This window comes from Thiohalocapsa sp., assembly GCF_022340605.1.
Taxonomy (GTDB): domain Bacteria; phylum Pseudomonadota; class Gammaproteobacteria; order Chromatiales; family Chromatiaceae; genus Thiohalocapsa.
In genome coordinates this window covers 16,137-37,459 of the sequence record NZ_JAJDNQ010000089.1, presented here as the reverse complement: position 1 = coordinate 37,459, position 21,323 = coordinate 16,137, and the positions used below count along the sequence as shown (strand labels likewise).

The 21,323-nt window shown below is 67.8% G+C and carries 22 protein-coding genes and 1 tRNA gene; 12 read left to right on the top strand and 11 right to left on the bottom strand.

Features of this window, described 5'->3' with window-relative positions; genetic code table 11:
• The first annotated feature begins 23 nt into the window (after positions 1-23).
• From LJE69_RS12330 to LJE69_RS12290, 9 genes are all read left to right on the top strand, one after another.
• Entirely contained in the window at positions 24-806 is a 783-nt protein-coding gene (locus LJE69_RS12330) for an HAD family hydrolase (protein ID WP_296925401.1), read from the top strand.
• Positions 796-1,905 carry a tRNA guanosine(34) transglycosylase Tgt gene (gene tgt, locus LJE69_RS12325; protein WP_296925399.1) on the top strand — a complete coding sequence of 370 codons (1,110 nt, stop codon included), beginning with the start codon at positions 796-798 and terminating at the stop codon, positions 1,903-1,905. The genes LJE69_RS12330 and tgt overlap by 11 nt, the downstream gene beginning before the upstream one ends.
• Before the next feature lie 128 nt (positions 1,906-2,033).
• A complete protein-coding gene (gene yajC, locus LJE69_RS12320) occupies positions 2,034-2,363 on the top strand; it encodes a preprotein translocase subunit YajC (protein ID WP_296925397.1) in 330 nt (109 codons plus the stop codon).
• A gap of 205 nt (positions 2,364-2,568) precedes the next feature.
• A complete protein-coding gene (secD, locus tag LJE69_RS12315) occupies positions 2,569-4,425 on the top strand; it encodes a protein translocase subunit SecD (protein ID WP_296925396.1) in 1,857 nt (618 codons plus the stop codon).
• Positions 4,426-4,437: 12 nt separating this feature from the next.
• On the top strand, positions 4,438-5,394 hold the full coding sequence (secF, locus tag LJE69_RS12310) for a protein translocase subunit SecF (protein WP_296925394.1): 957 nt from the start codon (positions 4,438-4,440) through the stop codon (positions 5,392-5,394).
• Between the two features lie 77 nt (positions 5,395-5,471).
• On the top strand, positions 5,472-6,278 hold the full coding sequence (locus tag LJE69_RS12305; protein WP_296925392.1) for an NRDE family protein: 807 nt from the start codon (positions 5,472-5,474) through the stop codon (positions 6,276-6,278).
• 154 nt (positions 6,279-6,432) lie between these two features.
• Positions 6,433-7,047 (top strand): 2OG-Fe(II) oxygenase, encoded by a 615-nt coding sequence (locus LJE69_RS12300; protein ID WP_296925390.1) that lies wholly within the window; start codon positions 6,433-6,435, stop codon positions 7,045-7,047.
• 104 nt (positions 7,048-7,151) lie between these two features.
• The gene (locus tag LJE69_RS12295) at positions 7,152-7,559 is read left to right on the top strand and encodes a hypothetical protein (RefSeq protein WP_296925388.1); all 408 of its coding nucleotides are present in this window, start codon (positions 7,152-7,154) and stop codon (positions 7,557-7,559) included.
• 118 nt (positions 7,560-7,677) lie between these two features.
• Positions 7,678-8,118, top strand: a complete 441-nt coding sequence (locus tag LJE69_RS12290) for a DUF29 domain-containing protein (RefSeq protein WP_296925386.1) — start codon at positions 7,678-7,680, stop codon at positions 8,116-8,118.
• A gap of 372 nt (positions 8,119-8,490) precedes the next feature.
• Here LJE69_RS12290 and mepA read toward each other — a convergent pair whose 3' ends face one another.
• From mepA to LJE69_RS12265, 5 genes are all read right to left on the bottom strand, one after another.
• On the bottom strand, positions 8,491-9,327 hold the full coding sequence (gene mepA, locus LJE69_RS12285; protein ID WP_296925384.1) for a penicillin-insensitive murein endopeptidase: 837 nt from the start codon (positions 9,325-9,327) through the stop codon (positions 8,491-8,493).
• Positions 9,328-9,763: 436 nt separating this feature from the next.
• Positions 9,764-10,402 (bottom strand): hypothetical protein, encoded by a 639-nt coding sequence (locus tag LJE69_RS12280; protein WP_296925382.1) that lies wholly within the window; start codon positions 10,400-10,402, stop codon positions 9,764-9,766.
• Between the two features lie 341 nt (positions 10,403-10,743).
• Positions 10,744-12,558, bottom strand: a complete 1,815-nt coding sequence (locus tag LJE69_RS12275) for an SLC13 family permease (RefSeq protein WP_296925380.1) — start codon at positions 12,556-12,558, stop codon at positions 10,744-10,746.
• A 40-nt stretch (positions 12,559-12,598) separates the two neighbouring features.
• A complete protein-coding gene (locus tag LJE69_RS12270; RefSeq protein ID WP_296925379.1) occupies positions 12,599-13,024 on the bottom strand; it encodes a hypothetical protein in 426 nt (141 codons plus the stop codon).
• Positions 13,025-13,046: 22 nt separating this feature from the next.
• Positions 13,047-13,694, bottom strand: coding sequence for a hypothetical protein (locus LJE69_RS12265; RefSeq protein ID WP_296925377.1), 648 nt, complete (start codon positions 13,692-13,694; stop codon positions 13,047-13,049).
• Between the two features lie 135 nt (positions 13,695-13,829).
• Between LJE69_RS12265 and LJE69_RS12260 the strand changes: the two genes are divergently transcribed.
• Complete coding sequence (locus tag LJE69_RS12260; RefSeq protein ID WP_296925375.1) at positions 13,830-14,504, top strand: Fe2+-dependent dioxygenase; 675 nt, start codon at positions 13,830-13,832, stop codon at positions 14,502-14,504.
• Between the two features lie 167 nt (positions 14,505-14,671).
• Here LJE69_RS12260 and LJE69_RS12255 read toward each other — a convergent pair whose 3' ends face one another.
• The 4 genes from LJE69_RS12255 to LJE69_RS12240 all read right to left on the bottom strand — a co-directional run bounded on the left by LJE69_RS12255 (position 14,672) and on the right by LJE69_RS12240 (position 17,769).
• Positions 14,672-15,091: a SufE family protein gene (locus LJE69_RS12255; RefSeq protein WP_296925373.1), complete on the bottom strand. Its 420-nt coding sequence runs from the start codon at positions 15,089-15,091 to the stop codon at positions 14,672-14,674.
• A 75-nt stretch (positions 15,092-15,166) separates the two neighbouring features.
• The gene (locus LJE69_RS12250; RefSeq protein ID WP_296925372.1) at positions 15,167-15,493 is read right to left on the bottom strand and encodes an iron-sulfur cluster assembly accessory protein; all 327 of its coding nucleotides are present in this window, start codon (positions 15,491-15,493) and stop codon (positions 15,167-15,169) included.
• A 337-nt stretch (positions 15,494-15,830) separates the two neighbouring features.
• The gene (locus LJE69_RS12245) at positions 15,831-16,493 is read right to left on the bottom strand and encodes an LON peptidase substrate-binding domain-containing protein (RefSeq protein ID WP_296925370.1); all 663 of its coding nucleotides are present in this window, start codon (positions 16,491-16,493) and stop codon (positions 15,831-15,833) included.
• A 148-nt stretch (positions 16,494-16,641) separates the two neighbouring features.
• The gene (locus tag LJE69_RS12240) at positions 16,642-17,769 is read right to left on the bottom strand and encodes a histidine kinase dimerization/phospho-acceptor domain-containing protein (RefSeq protein WP_296925368.1); all 1,128 of its coding nucleotides are present in this window, start codon (positions 17,767-17,769) and stop codon (positions 16,642-16,644) included.
• 407 nt (positions 17,770-18,176) lie between these two features.
• Between LJE69_RS12240 and LJE69_RS12235 the strand changes: the two genes are divergently transcribed.
• Positions 18,177-19,145, top strand: a complete 969-nt coding sequence (locus tag LJE69_RS12235) for a polyprenyl synthetase family protein (RefSeq protein ID WP_296925366.1) — start codon at positions 18,177-18,179, stop codon at positions 19,143-19,145.
• Positions 19,146-19,311: 166 nt separating this feature from the next.
• Positions 19,312-19,388: transfer RNA gene (locus LJE69_RS12230), tRNA-Pro, on the top strand.
• 103 nt (positions 19,389-19,491) lie between these two features.
• Here LJE69_RS12230 and modC read toward each other — a convergent pair.
• Together modC and modB are read right to left on the bottom strand one after the other, a co-directional pair.
• On the bottom strand, positions 19,492-20,595 hold the full coding sequence (gene modC, locus LJE69_RS12225; RefSeq protein ID WP_367114672.1) for a molybdenum ABC transporter ATP-binding protein: 1,104 nt from the start codon (positions 20,593-20,595) through the stop codon (positions 19,492-19,494).
• Positions 20,592-21,269: a molybdate ABC transporter permease subunit gene (gene modB / locus LJE69_RS12220; protein ID WP_296925362.1), complete on the bottom strand. Its 678-nt coding sequence runs from the start codon at positions 21,267-21,269 to the stop codon at positions 20,592-20,594. Before modB ends, modC begins: the two co-directional genes overlap by 4 nt.
• Positions 21,270-21,323: the final 54 nt, after the last annotated feature.

Genomic DNA, 21,323 nt, shown 5'->3' with positions numbered 1-21,323 from the left:
GCTTACCCAACCCAGGGCCCGCGATGCCATTCCCGACCCCGACCGGTGCCCGCCGCGGTTCGGTGCGGCTCATCACCGTCGACCTCGATGACACCGTCTGGCCCTGTGCGCCGGTGATCCAGGCCGCCGAGCAGGCCCTCTATGCCTGGCTCGGCGAGCAGGTGCCTCGGCTCACCGAGCGCTTCGACCCGGAAGGACTGCGCGCCCATCGTCGGGCGCTGATGCTCGCCCAACCCGAGATCGCCCACGACCTGACCGCCGTGCGGCGCCTGTCGCTGCGCGCGTTGCTCGCGGAGCTGGACTACGACGTTGGGCTGGCCGACCTGGCCGTAGAGCTGTTCCGCCGGCACCGCAACCGCGTGGAGCCCTTCGCCGATGTGGTCCCCGTGCTGGCACGCCTGCGCGAGTCCGTCTGTCTGGTGGCCGTCACCAATGGCAATGCCGACGTGCGGGAGACGCCGCTGCGCGATGCCTTTCACCGGACGGTCACGGCCGCCGAGGCGGGCGCCGCCAAGCCCGACCCCGCTGTCTTCGAGCTCGCCATGCGCTGGGCCGGCGCGGCGCCCGCCGAGACCCTGCACGTTGGTGATGACCCGCTGCGCGACGTCGAGGCGGCACGACGCCTCGGCATAGGCGCCGTCTGGGTGAACCGCACCGGCCAGCCGTGGCCCGGCGAGTTGCCGCCGCCGCTGCTGGCGGTGCGTGACTTGCACGAGCTGGAGGCGTGGCTCGGCACCGCGCAAATCGACTCATCTGCCGGTGGTGCCGCGCCCGGCGCCAAACCCGGAGCGACCAATGCACTTTGAATTGCTGGCAACCGACGGTCACGCCCGCCGCGGCCGGCTGAGCTTTCCCCGCGGTCGCGTCGAGACGCCGGCCTTCATGCCGGTGGGCACCTACGGCACCGTCAAGGCGATGACGCCGGAGGAACTCGTCGAGGTCGGCGCCGACATCGTCCTCGGCAACACCTTTCACCTGCTGGGCCGGCCCGGCGTGGCCGTCATCGAGGCGCACGGTGGCCTGCACGACTTCATGCATTGGCAGCGGCCGATCCTGACCGACTCCGGCGGCTTCCAGGTCTATAGCCTCGGTGAGCTGCGCAAGATCACCGAGCAGGGCGTGCACTTCCGCTCGCCGGTGGACGGCAGCCCCGTGTTCATGGGACCGGAGGAGTCCATGGCCGTGCAGCGCTCGCTCGGCTCGGACATCGTCATGATCTTCGACGAGTGCACGCCGTACCCCGCCGACGCCGATGACGCGCGCGATTCCATGGAGCTGTCGTTGCGCTGGGCGGCGCGCAGCAAGGCGGCGCACGGCGACAATCCGTCGGCGCTGTTCGGCATCGTGCAGGGCGGCATGTATCCAGAGCTGCGCAGCCGCTCGCTGGACGGGCTGATGGAGATCGGCTTCGACGGCTATGCCGTTGGCGGGCTCTCCGTCGGTGAGCCGGAGGCGGAGCGGCTCATGGTGCTGGACCATCTCGCCGAGCGCCTGCCGGGCGCGCATCCGCGCTACCTGATGGGCGTCGGCACGCCGTGTGACATCATCGCGGCCGTCCTGCGGGGCATCGACATGTTCGACTGCGTGATGCCGACGCGCCACGCGCGCAACGGCTACCTCTTCACCAGCCAGGGCACGGTGCGCATCCGCAACGCCGTGCACAGGACCGCCACCGGTCCGCTGGACCCGGACTGCGGCTGCTACACCTGCCGCAACTACAGCCGCGCGTACCTGCATCATCTCGACAAGTGCAACGAGATCCTCGGCAGCCGGCTCAACACCATTCACAACCTGGCCTTCTACCAGGCCCTCATGCGCGCGCTGCGTGAGGCCATCGCCGCGGGCGGGCTCGACGCCTTTGCGGCGGACTTCATCGCCCGGACCGCAGAGGGTGGCGCTGTCTAGCCGCGGCCTGTGTCATAATCGGCGGCTGATTTTTCTCACCCGGCCGCACGTGGCGACCCCGCGCGCGTGCCCCATTCCACGCACCACGCCGGCGCAGCCGCGTCGGTGCTGGCTTTAGAGGTCCTCCAATGAGCTTTTTCATCTCCGACGCCATGGCCCAAGCCCCGGGTGCGCCCCCAAGCGGTGGCTGGATCGGCATGCTGTTCCCGCTCGGGCTCATCATCATCCTGTATTTCCTGATGATCCGCCCGCAGATGAAGCGCCAGAAGGAGCACAAGAAGCTCGTCGAGGGGCTGAGCAAGGGCGACGAGGTCGTCACCATGGGCGGGCTTGCCGGGCGCATCGTCGACCTCGGCGATAACTTCATCCAGGTGGAGGTCGCCGACAACGTGCGCATCAAGATCCGCCGCTCCGCGGTGGAAGTGCTGCTGCCCAAGGGGCAGCTGAAGGAGCTCTGAGGGCTGGCGCCCTGTCATCCGTCGCGCCGTCCGCCGCGCCGCCCTCTGCGCCGCCGCCAACCGGGCGGCAGCATGCGCCTGTTCACCGCTGCGGCCGCCATGGGCCGCCGCCAACCGCTGCCATGCGCGGCGTGCCGCTGTCGCGGCCCGCGTTTCCGGCACCATCCCTAGCTTGTTCCGCGGCAGTTCCCGAGATGTCCCCATCATGAACCGCTATCCACTCTGGAAGAATCTGCTGATCCTCGCCGTGGTGCTGGTGGGGCTGCTTTATGCCCTGCCCAACCTGTTTCCGCAGGACCCGTCCATCCAGATCAAGGGCACCCGCGAGAACCCCGTCACCGAGGCGAGCGCGGCGGAGATCTCCGCCGCCCTGGAGAACGCCCAGGTTCCGGTGAAGGCGATCGAGCCGATGGAGGGCGACAAGCTCCTGGTGCGCTTCCGGCGGCCGAGCGAGCAGCTCCGCGGCAGCGAGGTGCTGGAGCAGACGCTGTCCGACCGCTATAACAGCGCGCTCACCACGTCGCCCGATCTGCCGGGCTGGCTCAAGGCGCTCGGTGCCGAGCCCATGTTCCTGGGGCTTGATCTGCGCGGTGGCATCTACGTGCTCATCGATGTGGACATGGACGCCGCGGTCGACCAGGCCCTGGAGCGCTACACCGGCGACATGCGCACGGAGCTGCGCAAGCAGAAGGTGCGCTATCTCACCATCACCCGCGATGCGGGCCGCATCGCGGTGCGCTTCAAGGACGAGGCCTCACGCGACGAGGCGCGCAAGGTCATCCACCGCGAGTTCCGCGACCTGACGCTCGAAGACGGTGAGGACAAGGGCAACTACTTCGTCTACGCCTCCCTGCCGCCGCAGGCGCAGCAGCAGGTAAAGGATTTCGCGCTGGAGCAGAACATCACCACGCTGCGCAACCGCGTCAACGCCCTCGGCGTGGCCGAGCCCATCATCCAGCGCCAGGGAGACCGGCGCATCGTCGTGCAGTTGCCGGGCGCGCAGGACCCGGCGCGGCTGAAGGAGCTGCTGGGCGCCACGGCGACCCTCGAATACCGGCTGGTGGACACCGAGCACGACGTGCAGGACGCCCTGGACGGACGCGTGCCGGTGGGCTCGGCGCTGTACAAGGAGCGCGACGGCAAGCCGATCCTGCTGAACCGCCGCGTCATCGTCACCGGTGACCAGATCACCGACGCCTCCGCCGGCTTCGACCAGCGCTCCGGCTCCCCGGCGGTGTTCGTGAACCTCGACGGTCAGGGCGCCCGGCGCATGCGCAACGTCACCACGGAAAACGTCGGCAAGCCGATGGCCGTGGTCTTCATCGAGAGCCGGACCGTGACGCGCATGGTGGACGGCAAGCCCGTCAAGGACCGCGTGCGCACCGAGGAGGTCATCAGCGTCGCCAACATCCTCGAGCCCTTCGGTCGGCGCTTCCAGACCACGGGCCTGGACAGCTCCGATGAGGCGCACAACCTGGCGCTCCTGCTGCGTGCCGGCGCGCTGGCCGCGCCCATCGAGATCGTCGAGGAGCGCACCATCGGCCCGAGCCTGGGCCAGGACAACATCGACCAGGGCTTCGAGTCCGTGCTCATCGGTCTCGCGCTGGTGGTGGTCTTCATGGGGCTGTACTACCGGGTCTTCGGCCTGGTGGCGGACGTGGTGCTGGTGATGAATCTGGTGCTCATCGTCGCCGTCCTGTCGATGCTTCAGGCGACGCTCACCATGCCCGGCATCGCCGGCATCGTGCTCACCGTCGGCATGGCCGTGGACGCCAACGTGCTCATCTTCGAGCGCATCCGCGAGGAAATCCGCAACGGCTCCAGCCCCCAGGCAAGCATCCACGCCGGCTACGACAAGGCGCTGTCCACCATCGTCGATGCCAATGTCACGACGCTCATCGCCGCCATCGTGCTGTTCAGCTTCGGCACCGGCCCGATCAAGGGCTTCGCGGTGACGCTGTTCATCGGCATCCTGACCTCCATGTTCACGGCCATCCTCGGCTCCCGCGCGCTGATCAACCTGATCTACGGCGGCCGCCGGGTGGCGAAGCTCGCCATCTGAGGACATCAAGCCATGGCCAAAGCACAGACGCGCAAGGAGCTCAACATCGACTTCATGGGCAAGCGGTACATCGCCGCCATCGCCTCCGGCGTGGCGTTGATCATTTGCCTGCTGTCGATGTTATTTCGCGGGTTCGAGTTCGGGCTCGACTTCACCGGCGGCACCGTCATCGAGCTCGGCTACCAGAACCCTGTCGAGATCGCCGATGTCACCGGCACCCTCGCCGACAATGGCTTTCCGGACGCCATTGTCCAGTACTTCGGCTCGCGTACCGACATCCTGATCCGGCTGCCGCCGCGGCCCGAGGGTGAGGGCAGCAGCTCCCAGCTCAGCGATCGGCTGGTGCGCATCCTGGGCCAGTCCGCAGGGCATGACGTGCAGGTCCGGCGCGTGGAGTTCGTCGGCCCGCAGGTGGGCGAGCAGTTGCGCGAGCAGGGCGGGCTGGCGGTGCTGTTCGCGCTGATCGGCATCCTGATCTACGTCGCCTTCCGTTTCGAGTGGCGCTTTGCGGTGGGTGCTGTCGCGGCCCTGGTGCACGACGTCATCTTCACGGTGGGCATGTTCTCCATCTTCCAGATCGAGTTCGACCTCACCGTGCTCGCGGCCGTGCTGGCGGTCATCGGCTACTCGCTGAACGACACCATCGTCATCTTCGACCGTATCCGCGAGAACTTCCGCAAGATCCGCAAGGGCACGGTGCTGGAGATCAGCAACCGCTCCATCAACCAGACGCTCTCGCGCACCATCATCACCTCCGGCACCACGCTCATGGTGCTGCTGGCGCTGTACTTCCTGGGCGGCGAGGCCATCGCCGGCTTCTCACTGGCGCTCATCATCGGCATCGTCGTCGGCACCTACTCGACCATCTACATCGCCACCGCCATCGCCGTCTGGCTCGGCATCAGCAAGGCGGACCTGGTGCCTTCGCCGGTCGCGAAGGAAGGGCAGGTAGTGGATGATCGTCCATAAAGGAAGGGCCGAGGGCCGAGTGCAAAGTGCCGGCCCCGCAAGGCCCACGGCGCTTGGCCCTTGGCCCTCTCTTGTGCATGTGCACCGTCGTCGTCCTTCGCCGCCCCGGACATGACTGGCCGCTGCTGCTGGCAGCGAACCGCGACGAATTGCGCTCGCGCCCGTCGCGGCCGCCCGCCAGGCACTGGCCGGACCGGCCGGAGGTCGTCGCCGGATTAGACCTGGAGGCCGAGGGCAGCTGGCTCGGCATCAACGACCACGGCCTCGTCGCCTGCGTGCTGAACCGCACCGGCACGCTCGGGCCGCAGCCCGGGCGCCGCAGCCGTGGCGAACTGGTGCTGGAGGCGCTGGACCACGCCGAGGCCAGCGCGGCTGCCGGTGCCTTGGCCGATCTGCATCCGGACGCCTATCGCCCCTTCAACCTGCTCGTCGCAGACCCCCGCGACTGCTACTGGTTGCGCCACGGCGGTGACGGCGAGATCCGCGTCCACCCCGTGCCCGACGGCCTGCACATGCTCACCGCCACCGAGCTGGATGACGTGACGCAGCCGCGTATCGCCCGCTTCCTGCCGGCCTTCCGCGCCGCGGCCGAGCCCCAACCCAGCGCGGACGGCGGCGACTGGCAGGACTGGATCGCCTTGCTCGGACAGCGCGCCGCCGACGATATGTCCGCCGCCGAGCGGCAGAACGCCATGAACCTGGACGGCATCGAGGTCCAGGGCGAGCCGTACGGCACCGTCGCCAGCAGCCTTGTGGCGATCCCCGCCTATCCTGGCTTCGACGCCCTGCCCGTATTCCTGCATGCCGATGGACCGCCGGACCGCGTGCCCTTTGAGCGCATTGCCGTCGCCGCCGGCGACGCAGCCGAAACGGAAGATGAGTAACGATAGCGTAACCCGACAATCAATGGCTCACTCGCGCTCTTACTGGCGCCCAGCGTCGAGCTACGCTGCGCTAACCTGACCTCTCATACATCCAATGCTTTCACGGTCTCAAAGCGCGTCCGCCAATCCGCACTAGCAACACGGCACAGCATCCATGATCCAGCTCGATCCCGAACGTCCTTTCGCGCCGTTGCCGACCCTGCGTGAGGTCAAGCCCGGCAGCTTCATCTTCGAGCGCCGCGGCGCGCTGCCGCCCAGTTTCTGCGATGAGGTCGTTGAGCGCTTCGAGGCCAATCCCGAGCAGCAGTACGCCGGCCGCGTCGGCCAGCTCCGCGAGGAGGACAGCTCCGTCAAGCAGACCATGGATCTCGTCGTCAGCAACAAGGAAGACTGGCGCGATGTCGACCAGATGTTCTTCCAGTCGCTTGCCGCTGCGATGCGCGAGTTTCGCGAGACTTACCCTTACTTCAAGGGGCCGTTCAAGGACCTGGGCTACCAGGTGCAGCGCTACCTGCCAGGCCAGTTCTACCAGTGGCATGTAGACGGCGGCAGCCATGAGCTGAGCCAGCGCCAACTCGTGGCGCTGTGGTACCTCAACGACGTACCCGGTCCCGGTGGCGAGACCCAGTTTCTCTACCAAGGCTTGAGCGTACGTCCCGAGCGCGGCAAGCTCGTCCTCTTCCCGCCCTTCTGGACGCATGAGCATCGTGCGAACCGCGTCGAAGACGGCGTCAAGTACATCGCGACGACCTGGGTGGTTTTTGCGTGAGAGAGCACGGAGTACGGAGCATGACGTACGGGGCGTAAGCCTGCCGCGCAGCACTCCGCACTTCGCACTCATACTCCCACCCCGAAGCCCCACCCGGCATCGCCATGACCACGGCCATCCCAAACTCACCACATCTGCTGGCCATCATCGAGCTCGGCGGCTACCCCAACTTCACTCCCCTCTACCAGCGTCTCGGCTTCGACGCCGAGCTGGTCAATTCCCAGCGCAAGGCGCAAGCGGCCCTCAAGCGCCGCATCCCGAACGTCATTGTCGCGGAGTACAACTTCCAGTCCGACTTCCGCGACCGCACCAGTAACCTCGAGACCCTGATGGCCCGGCTCCAGAAGCACCCGGAAGTCCGCGTCATCTGCATCTACCAGCCCGAGCACCAGCCCAAGCTGGACATTCTGCGCGCGCGCTTCCCCGTGTTCGCGGCGCTGCCGCTGCCGGTGAGCGAGGCGGCGATGGAGGCGGCGCTGCGCCGGGCGATCGGCCTGGCGGCTGAAGTGTAGGGCGAGGCTGGCGGCCGAGGCCCGGCTTGCCGCCGCTGCCATGCTGCCAGGTCTTTCAAGGCACCTTGTGCGGGCCTACACTCGGGTAGATAAGCACGAATCTGCAACGGGCACTGACATGCACGCCAACGCCGATCCCTACGCAGCCGACTATGACGCCTGGATCAACGCCCAGGCTGTCCTCCTCCGCACGGGGCGCTTGCAAGAGCTCGACGCCGAGCAGCTCGCAGAGGAACTGGAAGCTATGAGTCGTCGCGAGCGCAACGAACTGGTCAGCCGGCTCATCATCCTAATCGCCCATTTGCTGAAGTGGCAGTATCAGCCTGCCCATCGTTCCTCCAGTTGGCGCGGCTCCATCGTGGAACAGCGCGTCCAGATCGATCGGGAGCTCCGGCTGAGTCCGAGCCTCAAGCCATTTCTCCCGGAAGCGGTATCCCAAGCCTACCCCGATGCGTTGCGCATCGCGACGCAAGAGACCGGACTTGATCCGTCCACCTTCCCCGCCGATTGCCCATACAGAGCCGACGATCTGCTGGAAGACGGATTCTGGCCGGATTGAGACGCGCGCAAGCGTTCATAGGGGAAGCGCATCCGCCGTCCCGGCTTGTGATGAATGCGCTTCGCGACTGGGACAGCCTTGCGAAAACAGGCTGTTGACGTCGCGGTGACCGCGGCTGGCCGCACCGGCTTCCGCCCGTGTTGTGGCCGGTGCGGAGCCGATCCCGATTTCGATGTCGCGCCGGCCAGCAGCGGTCAGTCGCGGTTCGGCGCAATCGTCCTAGTGCAGCGCTTGTCCTTACTTTGCTGTCGTTGTCGTTGTCGTTGTCGAGTATCCGATTACGACCACGACCAAGACCAGAGACTTCGACCAGGTTCCTCAGCTCCGGCCCCACCTGGGTTGGCGCCCTGCAAAGTTGGCTGAAACGGGGTACTAGGAGCCTCGCAACAACACCTGGCACTGCGCAGGCGGCCGCGGCCGGGCCCGAGGCTTGCTGGATGATGCCGTGGGGGTGCGGGCCTCGGGGCTGAACCACCAGGCGAGCTCGGCGCCGCAGCCGCTGCCCGCCGGCACGGGGGCCTGTTGTTGGCAATGCGGGCTGCCGGGCGGGCACTTGAGGCGCACATGCATGTGGGCGTCGTGGCCCCACCAGGGGCGGAGCTTGCGCAGCCAGGCGGCGTTGTGCTCCATCCTGCACAGGGCGCGCTTGATGCCCGGGTTGACCAGGATGCGGTCCACGGTGGGCTCGGCGGCGGCGGTCCGGATGAGGAAGAGCTGGTCCGGGCCGAAGCGCGAGCTGAGCTCGAGCCCGTCCGGGGTGACCATGCTGGGTGGGTCCTGGCCCTCCGGTGCCGCGCGCACCGCCCCGGCGGGGCTGTCCACGAGGGTCAGCCAAACGTCGACATCAAGGCCGTTCTGGTGGCTCACGTGGGATGAATTCATGCGCCCGCCGCGGGGCTGGGAGAGGTCGCCGATCATGATGAGCCGGCCGTTGTGGGTGTCCATGGCCTTGCCGAGATCCTTGACCAGGCGGATGGTCTCCGGGTGGCCGTAGAAGCGGTTGCGGTGGCGGCGGATGCTGACGAAGCCGGTGCCGGTGGCCGGCAGGCTCTGTGCGCCCGCGATGCAACCGTTGGACGGCCCGCCGATGGCCGTCGGCTTGCCCAGGGACGCGTGCTCGACGCGTGACCAGGGTGTCTCCGCGGCGCCTGCCAGCGGTGCCGGGCCCGCGACGATGAGGCCGACGATCAAGCTGGGACCCAGCCTCACCGCGATCCTGCCGAGCTGTTGTGCTCGCGGCCGTCGGGATGTCTGTCGCGCCTGCCGTAACGTCATCATTCGATTCCCCCGCTTGTGCGCTTCGTTGGGCGCTTTGCTGCTGTTGTCGGAGGCCGCTTTGCGCAGCCATGCCGGGATGTTAGCGGAAATCCGGGCGCCGGCGCCTGCTGTCACCGGCAATGGGCCGGTGTGCCGGTCGACAGGCCGGTCTGCATCGCACTGGCGGCAGCGGCTGTTCGCGGGCACGGCGTCGCGGTCGGCGTGGCTGGAGCCTGGCACAGGGGGGCGGCTGCTGTTGCCGATGCGGCGGAGAGGGCGGGGGTGTCGCCGGGGGGTGGGGGGGCGCCGTCCCTGGCGTGCGGCGCCGCGGCGAGGCGGCACCTCGAGGGGCGGCGTCCGGCCCCTGGGTCGTCGGGCAAGCGGTGTGCTACTTGCGGCGCTTCTTGCTGGCGCGCTTGGCGATGACCGCCCCGCGCATCATCAGCACCACGAACAGGCTGGCCGCGAAGCCGGCGAGCGCCAAGAGGCTGCTGACCAGCATGGGCTTGTTCTGCGGGTCGGAGATATTCATGAAGTTGCCGACACCCGCGAGCGTGGGGTTGTTGGTGGGCACGGCGACCAGGAAGGCACAGTACACCAGGAATACCGCGAAGAAGACCATCTTGATGTCCATCTGGATGGCTGCGAGCACGGTGCCGAGGGCCAGCAGGTAGATCACGAGGCCGGTGTACTGCTGGTCGTTCATCAGCTCACGATAGCCCTGCGTGTTCAGGATGTAGAGCAGGCCGATGATGGCGCCCCAGTTGACGATTTGCCGCACCAGATACCAGACGCGGTTATTGTTGCTGACGTACGACTGCGACCAGCCCGATATCAGCGACACCACCGCCACCACCGGCAGGAAGAACTCCCAATAGGTGGTGGTGGCGCCGACGCCCTTCTGGGTGAGCCAGAAGAGGACCAAGGTGGCTACGAACAGGATGAGCAGGGGTAGTAGCGCCATCGGCAGCGGGGTCATCCCGTTGTCGTTGTGCTTCTTGGCGTTTGTGGTTGCGGCAGCGGACACGTCGAATCCTCCAACTGAGCATGGGAAGGGGCCGACAGCCGCTGAGCCCTTCGCGTCGGGCAAGCCTGCCGCAGCGGTGGGTCCGGGCACGGGGGCAGGTGGGCCGTCGGCGGGACAGCCACGCTAGAGTCTAAACCATTTTGTCCTTGTGTGAAGAATGATTGACACAAAAAACGGGCGGCGAGTGTCAATCAAAGATGACATTCGCGTCAGTCCCGTGGCGCCAAGATTCAAAAAAGTCTTTATCGGACATGGGCTTGTGGTCGTGCGGTCAGCGCTCGCCGGGGCCTGATCTGCCGCCTGCGCAGGTAAGTCCGGCCACGAGACGCGAGTGGTTGGCGTCAGAATGGCCAGATGAGCGGAACTAGGCCGACGGTGACGATGCCGACCAGCAGCGTCAGCGGGATACCGGCGCGCAGGAAGTCGCCGAAGCGGTAGCCGCCGACGCTGTACACCATCAGGTTGGTCTGGTAGCCGATGGGGGTGGCGAAGGCTGCGGAGGCGGCGACCATCACCGCGACCATGAACGGCACCGGGCTGACGCCCATGAGCCGGGCGGCGTCCATCGCCATGGGGAACACCAGCACGGCGGCGACGTTGTTGGTGGCCAGTGCCGTCAGCAGTGCCGTCGCCAGGAATACCAGCGCCAGCGACAGCCAGGGCAGGCCATGCGCCAGGCCGATGACAGAGCCGGCGAGCATGCTCGCGGCGCCGGTCTTCTCGAGCGCGGTGCCGATACCCAGCGACGTGGCGATGACGACGAGCACCTGCCAGTCCGGTGCCCGCCGCGCGACGCGGCCGGCGGTGCAGCGGGTCAGCACCATGCCGCCCGCGGCGAGCAGTGCCGCCTCCAGCATGCTGAGCAGCCCGGTGGCGACACTCACCACCATGGCGGTGACGATGGCCAGGGCCACCGGTGCGCGCTCGTGGGCCGGCGGATGGTCGTTGCCGAGCTGCGCCACCACCAAGAAGTCCCGCGCGTTGCGCTGTTGCAGCACGAACTCCGGATGCGTCTCCAGCAGCAGGGTGTCGCCGGCCGCCAGCACGATGTCGCCGATCTTGCGCTGCACCCGCTCGCCGTTGCGGGACAACGCGATGATGGCGGCGTTGTAATGGGCGCGGAAGCGGCCCGCGCGCACCGAGCGGCCCACCAGCGGGCTCTTGTTGGACAGCACCGCCTCCACGAAGCAGCGGTCCTGCCGCCTGCCGCTGAGCTTGAACACTTGGTCTGTCGCCGGGCGCAGTCCGCGCATGCGCTGCAGGTCCATCACCGAATCCAGCATGCCCGCGAACACCAGCCGGTCGCCGCCGCGCAGCTCCGCCTGCGACGACACCGCCGGCATGATCTGGCCGTTGCGCTCGATCTCTACCAGGTAGAGGCCGGGCAACTGGCGCAGGCCGGCCGCCTCGATGCTCTTGCCCGCGAGCGGGCTGCCGGCCGGCACCAGCATCTCAACCGTGTAACTGCGCACGTCCGCGAAGCTCTCGGTGGCGGGCATGCGCGCCGGCAGCAGCCGCCGGCCGAAGAGCGTCAGGTAGACGATGACCGTCAGCACCACGGGCACGCCGATCCAGGCCAGCTCCAGCAGTGCCAGGCCATCACGTCCGGTGCGCGCGGTGTACATGCCATCCACCACCAGGTTGGTGCTGGTGCCGATGAGGGTGCAGGTGCCGCCGGCGATGCTCGCGTAGCTGAGCGGGATGAGCAGGCCGGACAGCGACAGCCGATGGCGCTTGGCCCAGTCCAGCACTGCCGGGATGAAGATCGCCACCACCGGCGTGTTGTTGAGAAAGGCGCTGATGCCCGCCACCGGCAGCATCAGCCGCAGCCTGGCGTTGGTCTCGTTGCGCGGGTGCCCCAGCAGGGACTGACCGATCCAGCCCACCGCGCCCGTCTCGGTAAGCCCGGTGACCACCACGTAGAGCACGGCGACGGTAATGACGCCGGGATTCGCGAAGCCCGCCAGCGCTTCGTCCACGCTCAGCACGCCGGTCACCAGCAGCAGGGTCAGGGCGCCGGAGGTGACGATGTCCGGCGCGATGCGCGTGCGGGCGAACAGCACGAAGCAGAACACCACCAGCGCAATGCTGAGCCAGCCCTGCCAGCCGAGGGCGCTAACGCTGCCGAGGGTTTCCGTGATGGAGGGGCCGTCCAAGGCGGTGCTGTCGTCTGTGCTGCGCAGTGGGATGGGTTGATCAGACCGACGCGCCGAGCCGGCGCGCGATGTCGCGAATCTGCGCCGGCGGCGGGTACTCGGCGGCGGCCGCGTTGCTGGCCAGGTAGTCGCGCCAGCGGGCGAAGTCGTCGGCCAGGTCCGCGTCCGTATTGTGGCAGCCGAGCACGCTGATGACCCAGTCGCCGATGCGCCAGGGGCCGTTGCCGGTGAGCTCACCGCGGAGCAGGTGTGCGGCCTGCTGCGGCGCGCTCTGGTGCCAGAACAGGTCCAGGTACAGGAGCCCCTCGGAATGCGGGAAGCAGGCGGCGATGACCTTGGCCCCAATCCCCTCTGGGTTTCCATCTGGGCTCGCTGTTGGCCTTCCGTCCGGGCGCCGGCCCGGCGCGCGCCAGCGCAGCGCCAGCGGGGCTGTCACGTCATAGGGCTTGGGGCCGGCGACGGTCATTGCTCGTCTGAGAGTGGCCGTGTCAACCGTTGCCCGCACCCGTGCCGATGAGCGCTTCATAACGCTCCTTGAAGGCCGCCTGGCGCAGCCGCTCCGCCTCCTGCTCGGTGGCGATGAGCGGGGACTCCTGCCAGGTACCGCTGCCATGGTCGTAGACCGAGAACCGCCACGCCTTGCCCACCTTGAAGACCTTGGTGACATCACTACCCGCCTGGGCCATGGCCTGCATGCGATTCAGGCCTGCCGGCATGCCGGCGCCCGTGGCCGGTGTTGCCGCCGGCTCGCTCGCCGGTGCCACCGCGGCCGGAGTTGCAGCGGGCGTTGCGGCCGGACGGGCTGGCGGGGCCTCGCGAAAGCGGAAGGTGTTGTTTTGGATCTCGCCTCGCACGTCGAGCTCCACCGCCTCGACGTTCGGCAGCCGCTTCAGGATGTAGGCGGCCATCAGCATGCCGACCTTGTGGTTCTCCTTCTCCAGCGCCGAGAGCAGCTTGTCGGCGACGATCTGGCAGCGTTGCTCGAGGTTCGGCGACTGCACCCACTCGCGGCTCATCTGCCAGCCGCCGTCCATGTCCGCGTCCAGCTTCGCGCAGAAGTCCGCGCTACCGGCGAGCACATTTTCCGGAACGTTCAGAGTGTATTCCTGGTCCTCGATGATGGCCTTGAGGAGCATACGTCGACCTCCAATGAGCTGCGGTGCGCGTTGTCGCGGTATGGTATCAAACGCGCCCGCCGCCGCGATCGGCTCCTGCCAACAGGCCCTGGCCGTGCCGCGTCCGTCCAAGTCACCCGCGACCCCGAGCCCACCATGCTGCTGACCATCCCGAACCTGCTCAATGCCGCCCAGCTCGACAGGATGCGCGAGATCATCCGTGGCGGCGACTTCGTCGACGGCAAGCTCACGGCCGGCTTTGCGGCGGCGCGGGTCAAGCACAACGAGGAGCTCGGGCAGGAGCCGGAGCGCATCCAGCGCCTGATTCGGATCCTGATGGCGAGCCTCGGCTACAACGAAACCTTTCGCTTCGGTGTGCTGCCGCACCGGGTGGCGGACCCGATCTTCGCCCGTTACCGCCCCGGCATGGCCTACGGCGACCACGTGGACGACCCGATCATGGGCGCGAGCGGGCCGCGCTTTCGCACCGACGTGTCCATGACCGTCTTCCTGAACGCGCCCGAGGAATACGACGGCGGCGAGCTGGTCATCCGCACCAGCTTCGGCGAGCGCCGAGTCAAGCTGCCGGCCGGTGATGCGGTGGTCTACCCGTCCTCCAGCCTGCATCGTGTGGCCGAGGTCAGCCGCGGCGAGCGGCTGGTGGCGCTCACCTGGATACAGAGCTACGTGCGGGACCCGGCGCGGCGCGAGCTGCTGTACGAGCTGAACCTCGCCCGGGAGCACCTGCTGAAGACCGCGCCCGAAGCCGAGCACACGGGGCTGGTGGACCGCAGCTACAGCAACCTGGTGCGGATGTGGGGGGAAATCTGAAGAAAAGTGCGAAGTGCGAAGTGCGGCCGATGCTCGCCACTCGGTCCGGCTGCTTGGCAGTGTGGGCCGATCACGCGTAGCGCAGGCGCGCAGGGTGGCCGAGCGCGGAGACTGTGAAAGCATTCCGTGTAGGTCGGGTTACGCTATCGCTAACCGGACCTACGATCCTAGCCCCTCTGTTTCGCCTGGCCCTTCATCTTGTTGACGATGGCGTAGACGCCGACGTGGCGATTCGGGCTCAGGTGCTCTTCGAGTTGGAGGCCCGTGAACAGGTCGTCCACGTCGGTGGCCTCGATCTCCGCCGGCGTCTTGCCGGAGAACACCTGCACCAGCAGCGCCACGACGCCCTTGATGATGGCGGTGTCGCAGTCGCCCTGGAATCTGAGCCGCGGGCCACCGTTCAGCGGCTCGGGCATGACGTGCACGGTGCTCATGCATTCCATGACGCGGTTGGCATCCACTTTGAGCGCGGGGTCCATGGGCGGCAGCTGCTCGCCGAGCTCAACCAGATATTCGTAGCGCTGGTCCCAATCGCCGAGCAGCTCGAAGGTCTCGACGATGTCCTGGATCTCGGGGTCGGTGGTCATAGGCGCGGGGGGGGGGCTTGTCGGCGGTGGCTTTCGGCTTGGGCTTGGTCTGAGGCTCGGTGCAATGCCTGGTGCTCAGACGCTGAAGGACTCGCCGCAGCCACACTGGTCCTTTATGTTCGGGTTGCGGAACTCGAAGCCCTCGTTAAGCAGGCTGGTCTTGACGAAGTCGACCTCCATGCCGTCCAGGCGCGGCAGGCTCTGGTCGTCAACGACCACCTTCACGCCGTGACTCTCGAAGACCTGATCGCCTGCCGCGACCTCGTCGGCGTAGTCGACGACATAGGCGAAGCCGGTGCACCCGCTCTTCTTGGTGCCAATGCGAAGCCCAAGGCCGTGCCCGCGCTTCTCGATCATGTTGCTGATGTGCCGCGCGGCGGCATCGGTGAGGGTGACTGCCATGGTGCTGCTCCGGTGTCGGTAAGAATCGATCGCACAAGGTAGTAAACCTTACCCGTCAGGATTTCAAGTCCGAGTACGCCTGCACCCGATTTCTGCTGCCACTGCCCACCGACGCCTTGGCATCGAAATCGATACCGATCCCGGTGCCGATTTCGACTTCGCCTCGGCCACCAGTGCTTAGCCGCATGTCGGTGTGGTTGGACCAGTGCAGCGTTTGTCCTAGCCTCGTTGTCGTTGTCGAGTATCCGACCACGACCACGAGCAGAGACTTCGATCAGGTTCCTCGGCTCCGGCCCCACCCGAGTTGGTGCCCTGCAAAATTGGCGCAAACGCGGTACTAGTGCCGCTGCTCACCGCCAGAGGCGTGGCCGCCGAACAGTGACATTTCCATCAGCCCCCGCATCAGGTCGGCGCGGGCGTCGATGCCGTCGGTCTCCAGCAGGGCCTGCTTGTCATCGGCGCCGAGCGGCAGGTGGGCGCAGAGCAGGTTGACCAGATCGAAGTCTTCCATTTTGCCGATGTCGTCCCATGGCACCTCCACCCGGCGGTGGTCGCAGAAGGCGCGCAGCGAGCCCATGAAGCGCTCGCGGTTACTGATGGCGCCGGCTTCGAGGTCATAGTCGGCGGCGAAGCGGCTCCAGTCCGGGCGTACGCGCCGGTAGCCGTCAAGCTCCGGCAGCTCCTCGGCGATCTCGAAGCGGCAGAGTCCGGTCAACACCAGCACGATGCGGCCGTCGTTGGTCTCGCTGTAGGAGGTGATGCGCCCGGCGCAGCCGATGCGGTACACCGCCGGCGGGTCTGGTTCCTGGGCATCGGCGCGCGGTTGCACCATGCCGATCAGATGGTCCCGTGCCAGGGCCGCGGCCACCATGTTCAGATAGCGCGGCTCGAAGATGTTGAGCGGCAACTGCACGCCCGGCAACACCACGGCGCCGCTGAGCGGGAAGATGGGCAGCGCTTGCGGCAGATCGGCGAAGGCTTGCAGAAAAGGGCTTTTCACGGCTGAGTCCTCGCGTTGGCGGTGTCGTCCCGGGTGCGGAGGTCGAATGTCCTGTGGGACCGCGACATCGCGTCGAGATTCAGACATTGGGGGCCGATGGGCATCGCTGCCAGGGGGGCATTGCCTCGTCCGGGTCGTGGGAGCTTGCTCAGTGGCCCTCGGCCAGCACCACTCCGAGCGCTTCGGCCACATCCTGGAGGAGCTCGCCGGCGGTGCTGAAGTCGAAGCCGTTGATGGCATTTTGCAGCGCGTCGATGGTCTCGCCCGGCACCACGCCAGCCAAGCGCCCGCGCAGCGGCTCGAAGGCGTTGATGGCGGCGGCGTCGACATCCGCCAGCAGCACCGCCATGGCGCGCACCTGTGCGCCCAGCACGCCGAGCTTCCGCTGTGCCGCCAGGGCGTCCAGTTGCTCATCCGGCGGCGCCGAGCGCGCGTCGTCCGCGGCGGTGTCGCGCACCTCGAAGCCGAGCCGCGCCTGGCCGCCCGCTCGTTCGCTGAGATTGCAGGCCAGCACGATCTCGCCCGAGTCGGTGAACTTGAGCGCGTTGTCCGTCGGGCCAGCGAGCACCTGTTGCAGGCGGGCCGGGTCGCCCACGACCGCCGCCGGCACGTGCGGGTCCAGCTCGGCGCGCAGCGCGAGGCACTTGCGCCGCGCCTGCTCCGCATAGCCGGCGACGAGCTGGGACAGCATTTCGCCCGGCGCGAAGGCGGACCGTTCCAGCCGCAGCTCGCCCGCTTCCAGCTTCGCGACGTCCAGGAGGTTGTTGATCTGATTCAGTACTCCATGCGCGGCCCGGTCGGCGCGCAGCAGGTGATCGCGCTGCTGCGCGGTGACGGCCTGCTTGAGTGCCAGACGCGTCATGCCGACGACCACGTTCATGGGGGTGCGGATCTCGTGGCCGACGTTGGCCAGGAAGGCGCGCTTGGCCGTGTCGGCGCTGTCGGCGGCCGCCTGCGCGCGGTGCAGACGTGCCTCCAGCTCGCGGATGCGGGTGCGGTCCTGCTCGCGCTGACGGCCCAGCGCGTCCAGGCAGGCGTCGAGCTGTGCCCAGTCGTCGCCCCCATGCGATCCGCCCGGCGCGAGTTGCCGGGCGCGGCGGGCCAGTGCCCGCCGCGGGCGCAGCAGCCACGATCCGGCCAGGTAGACCGCGCCGGCCATTGCGGCGGTGCCCCAGATCACACCGAAGGCGGACCCCAGCACGCCCGACCATGCGAGCAGCGGCACACCCGCCACGACAGGCAGGAGAAGCAGCAGGCGCAGCAGCGAGTCGGTCACGGGGGAGATTCCGTCGTTGAAGCGAGGCCGGCCCTGCGGGTCGGCGGCAGGCGCAGAAGGTGCGCGGCCAGTCTTCGATCACAAGCTAGCGGAAGCGGTCGTGCGGAGACTGTGATGCAGGTTGGACAACGGCCCGGGCCGGCCCGTACCGAGTCGCGGGCTGCGAACCAGACGGCACGCCGGCGATGGCGATGGCCTCGCCCGACGGGCTAAGCCCCCGGCCGGCAAGCCAAAGCCGGCGCCCGGCTGGCGCCGCACCGCTGGCATGCTCCCCGGGCCGGGCCTTGCCAAGTCGCCTCAGCGGGCGGCCGCCCGGTGCATGCGGGCACCCCCCATTGCGCCATCAACTTGACTGTGTCGGCGCCCGGCACATACCATCGCCGGCTCTTTACCGCACAAAGTCGCCCATGGATCTCTCCGCAATTCGGGCACCTGTTACCGACGATCTCCAGGCAGTCGACGAGCTGATCCTTCAGCGCCTGCAGTCCAACGTGGTGCTTATAAACCAGATCGGCCACTACATCGTGGGTAGTGGCGGCAAGCGGCTGCGCCCGCTGCTGGTGCTGCTGGCGGCGCGCGCCTGCGGCTACGGCGGCGCGCGCCACATCGACATGGCCGCCATCATCGAGTTCATCCACACCGCGACGCTGTTGCACGACGATGTGGTCGACGGCTCCGAGCTGCGCCGCAATCGCGACACCGCCAACGCCGTCTGGGGCAACGAGGCGAGTGTGCTGGTGGGCGATTTCCTGTACTCGCGCGCCTTCGAGATGATGGTGGACGTCGGCATCATGCGGGTCATGGACGTGCTCTCGCACGCCACCAACCGCATCGCCGAGGGCGAGGTGCTGCAACTGCTGAACACCCACGACCCGGACACCGACGAGGCGCGCTACATGGAGGTCATCGAGCGCAAGACCGCGACCCTGTTCGAGGCCGGCACCCGGCTTGGCGCCGTGCTGTCGGAGGCCCCGCAGGACGTGGAGGACCGGCTCGCCGCCTACGGCATGCACTTGGGCGTCGCCTTCCAACTGGTGGACGACGCGCTGGACTACGACTCAGACAGCGAGACCATCGGCAAGCACATCGGCGACGACCTCGAAGAGGGCAAGCCAACCCTGCCGCTGATCCGCGCCATGGCCGTCGGCAGCGAGGCGCAGCGGAACATGCTGCGCAAAGTCATCGAGGAAGGCGGGCGCGAGCGCATCGGCGATGTCGTTTCAGCCATTGTCGAAACCGACGCTTTGTCATACACTGCGCAGCTTGCCAAGCGGCATGCGCAGCTCGCCCACGAGGCCCTCGACGTCCTGCCGGACTCGGACGCGAAGCGCGCACTGCTGGCCACGGCGGACTTCGCGGTGGCTAGGCGTTACTGACCGGACGCCGCCCCTCTTCACTCTGGAGCGGGTGCAGGCGATAAGATTGAAAGCGGTTCCCGGCCGCCTTCGATCACAACGGAACTGAAGACGCCGCGGAGCGGCAAGAAAACGCGTTCGGCTCCATGGCGGCCGGCACGCGCGCTAGACAATCGCACGACACAATCGGGGTGTAGCTCAGCCTGGTAGAGCACTGTCTTCGGGAGGCAGGGGTCGAAGGTTCGAATCCTTTCACCCCGACCAATTCAAGCCAACGCAAAGGGCCAGCTCGACCTTCGGGCTGGCCCTTTTCGTTTGTCGTGGCGTTATATGGGAGCGGCAGGCTCGGTGCCGGGATCCGCTGAGCTCACAACAAAGCCACAGCCTTGATCTGAATCCAGACGGTCATGCCGGGCGCGAGGCCCAACTGCTCGGCGGAGCGGTGGGTGACGCGGGCGAGCACCGGGGAGCCGGCCACGTCCAGCTTCACCAGCGACAGCGCCGGATGGGCGTCGTTGCCGAGCGATAGCACGCGGGCGGGCAGGGTGTTGAGGATGCTGGTGCCGGTCTTGGGTTCGTGGGCGATGCTGACGTCGCGCGCCAGGATGCGGATGCGCGCGTGGTCGCCAATGGCGGCACCGCTGTCGCGCACCCAGAGGCTCGCGCTGCAGCAGGCGACCCGCAGCAGGTGCCAGCGCTCGTCGCGCTCGGCCACCCGGCCGTCGAGCACCACGCCCGCGTCCTCGCCCAGGCGAATCGGCAGGTCCAGCCGCGACAGGATCTGGTTCAGCGGGCCGCTCGCCAGCACCCGGCCCGCGTCCATTACCACCAAGTGGTCGGCGAGCCGCGCGACCTCGTCCGGGGCGTGGCTCACGTAGAGCACCGGGATTTCCAGATCGTCGTGCAGACGCTCCAGGTACGGCAGGATCTCCTGCTTGCGCGCCAGGTCCAGCGCCGCCAGCGGCTCGTCCATAAGCAGCAGCCGCGGGCTCACCGCCAGCGCGCGGGCGATGCCGACGCGCTGGCGCTCGCCGCCGGAGAGCGACGCCGGTCGGCGCTTTAGCAGGTGGCCGATGCCAAGCAGCTCGATGGCGTGCTCCAGGCTGAACCTGGCTTCCCTTGCATCTTGGCCTTGGCCCTTGGCCTGGCTGCGTTTCTGTCCATAGCGCAGGTTGCTCAGCACCGTCAGGTGGGGGAACAGGCTCGCTTCCTGGAACACGTAGCCGATGGGGCGGCGGTGCGTGGGCACCCAGGTGCTGGCGTCCTGCCAGGTCTCGCCGTTGAACCGGATCTCGCCCGCGGCCGCGTGCTCCAGCCCGGCGATGCAGCGCAGCAGCGTGGTCTTGCCGGAGCCGGAGTGGCCGAACAGCGCCGTAACGCCCAGGCCGGGCAGGCGCTCGTCCACGTCCAGCGCGAAGCCGGGCCACTGGACGCGGACGCGGGCTTGGATGCCGGGCTTGGCCATGGTCATTTCCGTGTGTGGTCCGGCCGCCAGGAGTAGAGCGCCAGCAGCACCAGGAACGAGAACACCAGTAGCACCGCTGCCAGGCGGTGCGCCTCGCCGTACTCCAGCGCCTCCACATAGTCGTAGATCTGCACCGACGCGACCCGAGTCACGCCCGGGATGTTGCCGCCGATCATCAGCACTACACCGAACTCGCCAACGGTGTGCGCGAAGGTGAGGATACCGGCGGTGACGAAGCCCGGCAGCGACAGCGGCAGCGCCACGGTGAAGAAGCGGTCCAGTGGCGACGCGCGCAGGGTCGCGGCCGCCTCCAGCGGCCGCTCGCCGATGGCCTCGAAGGCGTTCTGCACCGGCTGCACCATGAAGGGAAGGGAATAGAGCACCGAGCCCACCACCAGCCCCCAGAAGGTGAAGGGCAGGAGGCCGATGCCGAGGGTTTGGGTGAGCCAGCCCACGGGGCCGTTCGGCCCCAGTGTCACCAGGAGATAGAAGCCCAGCACCGACGGCGGCAGCACCAGCGGCAGCGCCACCACGGCGCCGATGGGTCCCTTCCAGCGCGAGCGGGTGCGCGACAGCCACCAGGCGATGGGTGTGCCGACGAGGAACAGGATCAGGGTCGTGACCGTCGCCAGTTCCAGAGTCAGGACGATGGCTTCGAGGTCGGTTTCGGATAGGGGCATTTCGAAGTTCAGAGTGCAGAGTGCAGAGTGCCGGGGCCGATGTGGGAGCGGCGT

Coding starts and splice junctions, on each gene's coding strand:
- LJE69_RS12290 (WP_296925386.1), top strand. CDS start 7,678: ATGCACGCCAACGCCGATCCCTACGCAGCCGACTATGACGCCTGGATC.
- LJE69_RS12305 (WP_296925392.1), top strand. CDS start 5,472: ATGTGCACCGTCGTCGTCCTTCGCCGCCCCGGACATGACTGGCCGCTG.
- modC (WP_367114672.1), bottom strand. CDS start 20,595: ATGACCATGGCCAAGCCCGGCATCCAAGCCCGCGTCCGCGTCCAGTGG.
- LJE69_RS12270 (WP_296925379.1), bottom strand. CDS start 13,024: ATGACCGTCGCCGGCCCCAAGCCCTATGACGTGACAGCCCCGCTGGCG.
- LJE69_RS12260 (WP_296925375.1), top strand. CDS start 13,830: ATGCTGCTGACCATCCCGAACCTGCTCAATGCCGCCCAGCTCGACAGG.
- LJE69_RS12265 (WP_296925377.1), bottom strand. CDS start 13,694: ATGCTCCTCAAGGCCATCATCGAGGACCAGGAATACACTCTGAACGTT.
- secD (WP_296925396.1), top strand. CDS start 2,569: ATGAACCGCTATCCACTCTGGAAGAATCTGCTGATCCTCGCCGTGGTG.
- modB (WP_296925362.1), bottom strand. CDS start 21,269: ATGCCCCTATCCGAAACCGACCTCGAAGCCATCGTCCTGACTCTGGAA.
- LJE69_RS12250 (WP_296925372.1), bottom strand. CDS start 15,493: ATGGCAGTCACCCTCACCGATGCCGCCGCGCGGCACATCAGCAACATG.
- yajC (WP_296925397.1), top strand. CDS start 2,034: ATGAGCTTTTTCATCTCCGACGCCATGGCCCAAGCCCCGGGTGCGCCC.
- LJE69_RS12295 (WP_296925388.1), top strand. CDS start 7,152: ATGACCACGGCCATCCCAAACTCACCACATCTGCTGGCCATCATCGAG.
- LJE69_RS12330 (WP_296925401.1), top strand. CDS start 24: ATGCCATTCCCGACCCCGACCGGTGCCCGCCGCGGTTCGGTGCGGCTC.
- LJE69_RS12235 (WP_296925366.1), top strand. CDS start 18,177: ATGGATCTCTCCGCAATTCGGGCACCTGTTACCGACGATCTCCAGGCA.
- LJE69_RS12300 (WP_296925390.1), top strand. CDS start 6,433: ATGATCCAGCTCGATCCCGAACGTCCTTTCGCGCCGTTGCCGACCCTG.
- tgt (WP_296925399.1), top strand. CDS start 796: ATGCACTTTGAATTGCTGGCAACCGACGGTCACGCCCGCCGCGGCCGG.
- secF (WP_296925394.1), top strand. CDS start 4,438: ATGGCCAAAGCACAGACGCGCAAGGAGCTCAACATCGACTTCATGGGC.
- LJE69_RS12255 (WP_296925373.1), bottom strand. CDS start 15,091: ATGACCACCGACCCCGAGATCCAGGACATCGTCGAGACCTTCGAGCTG.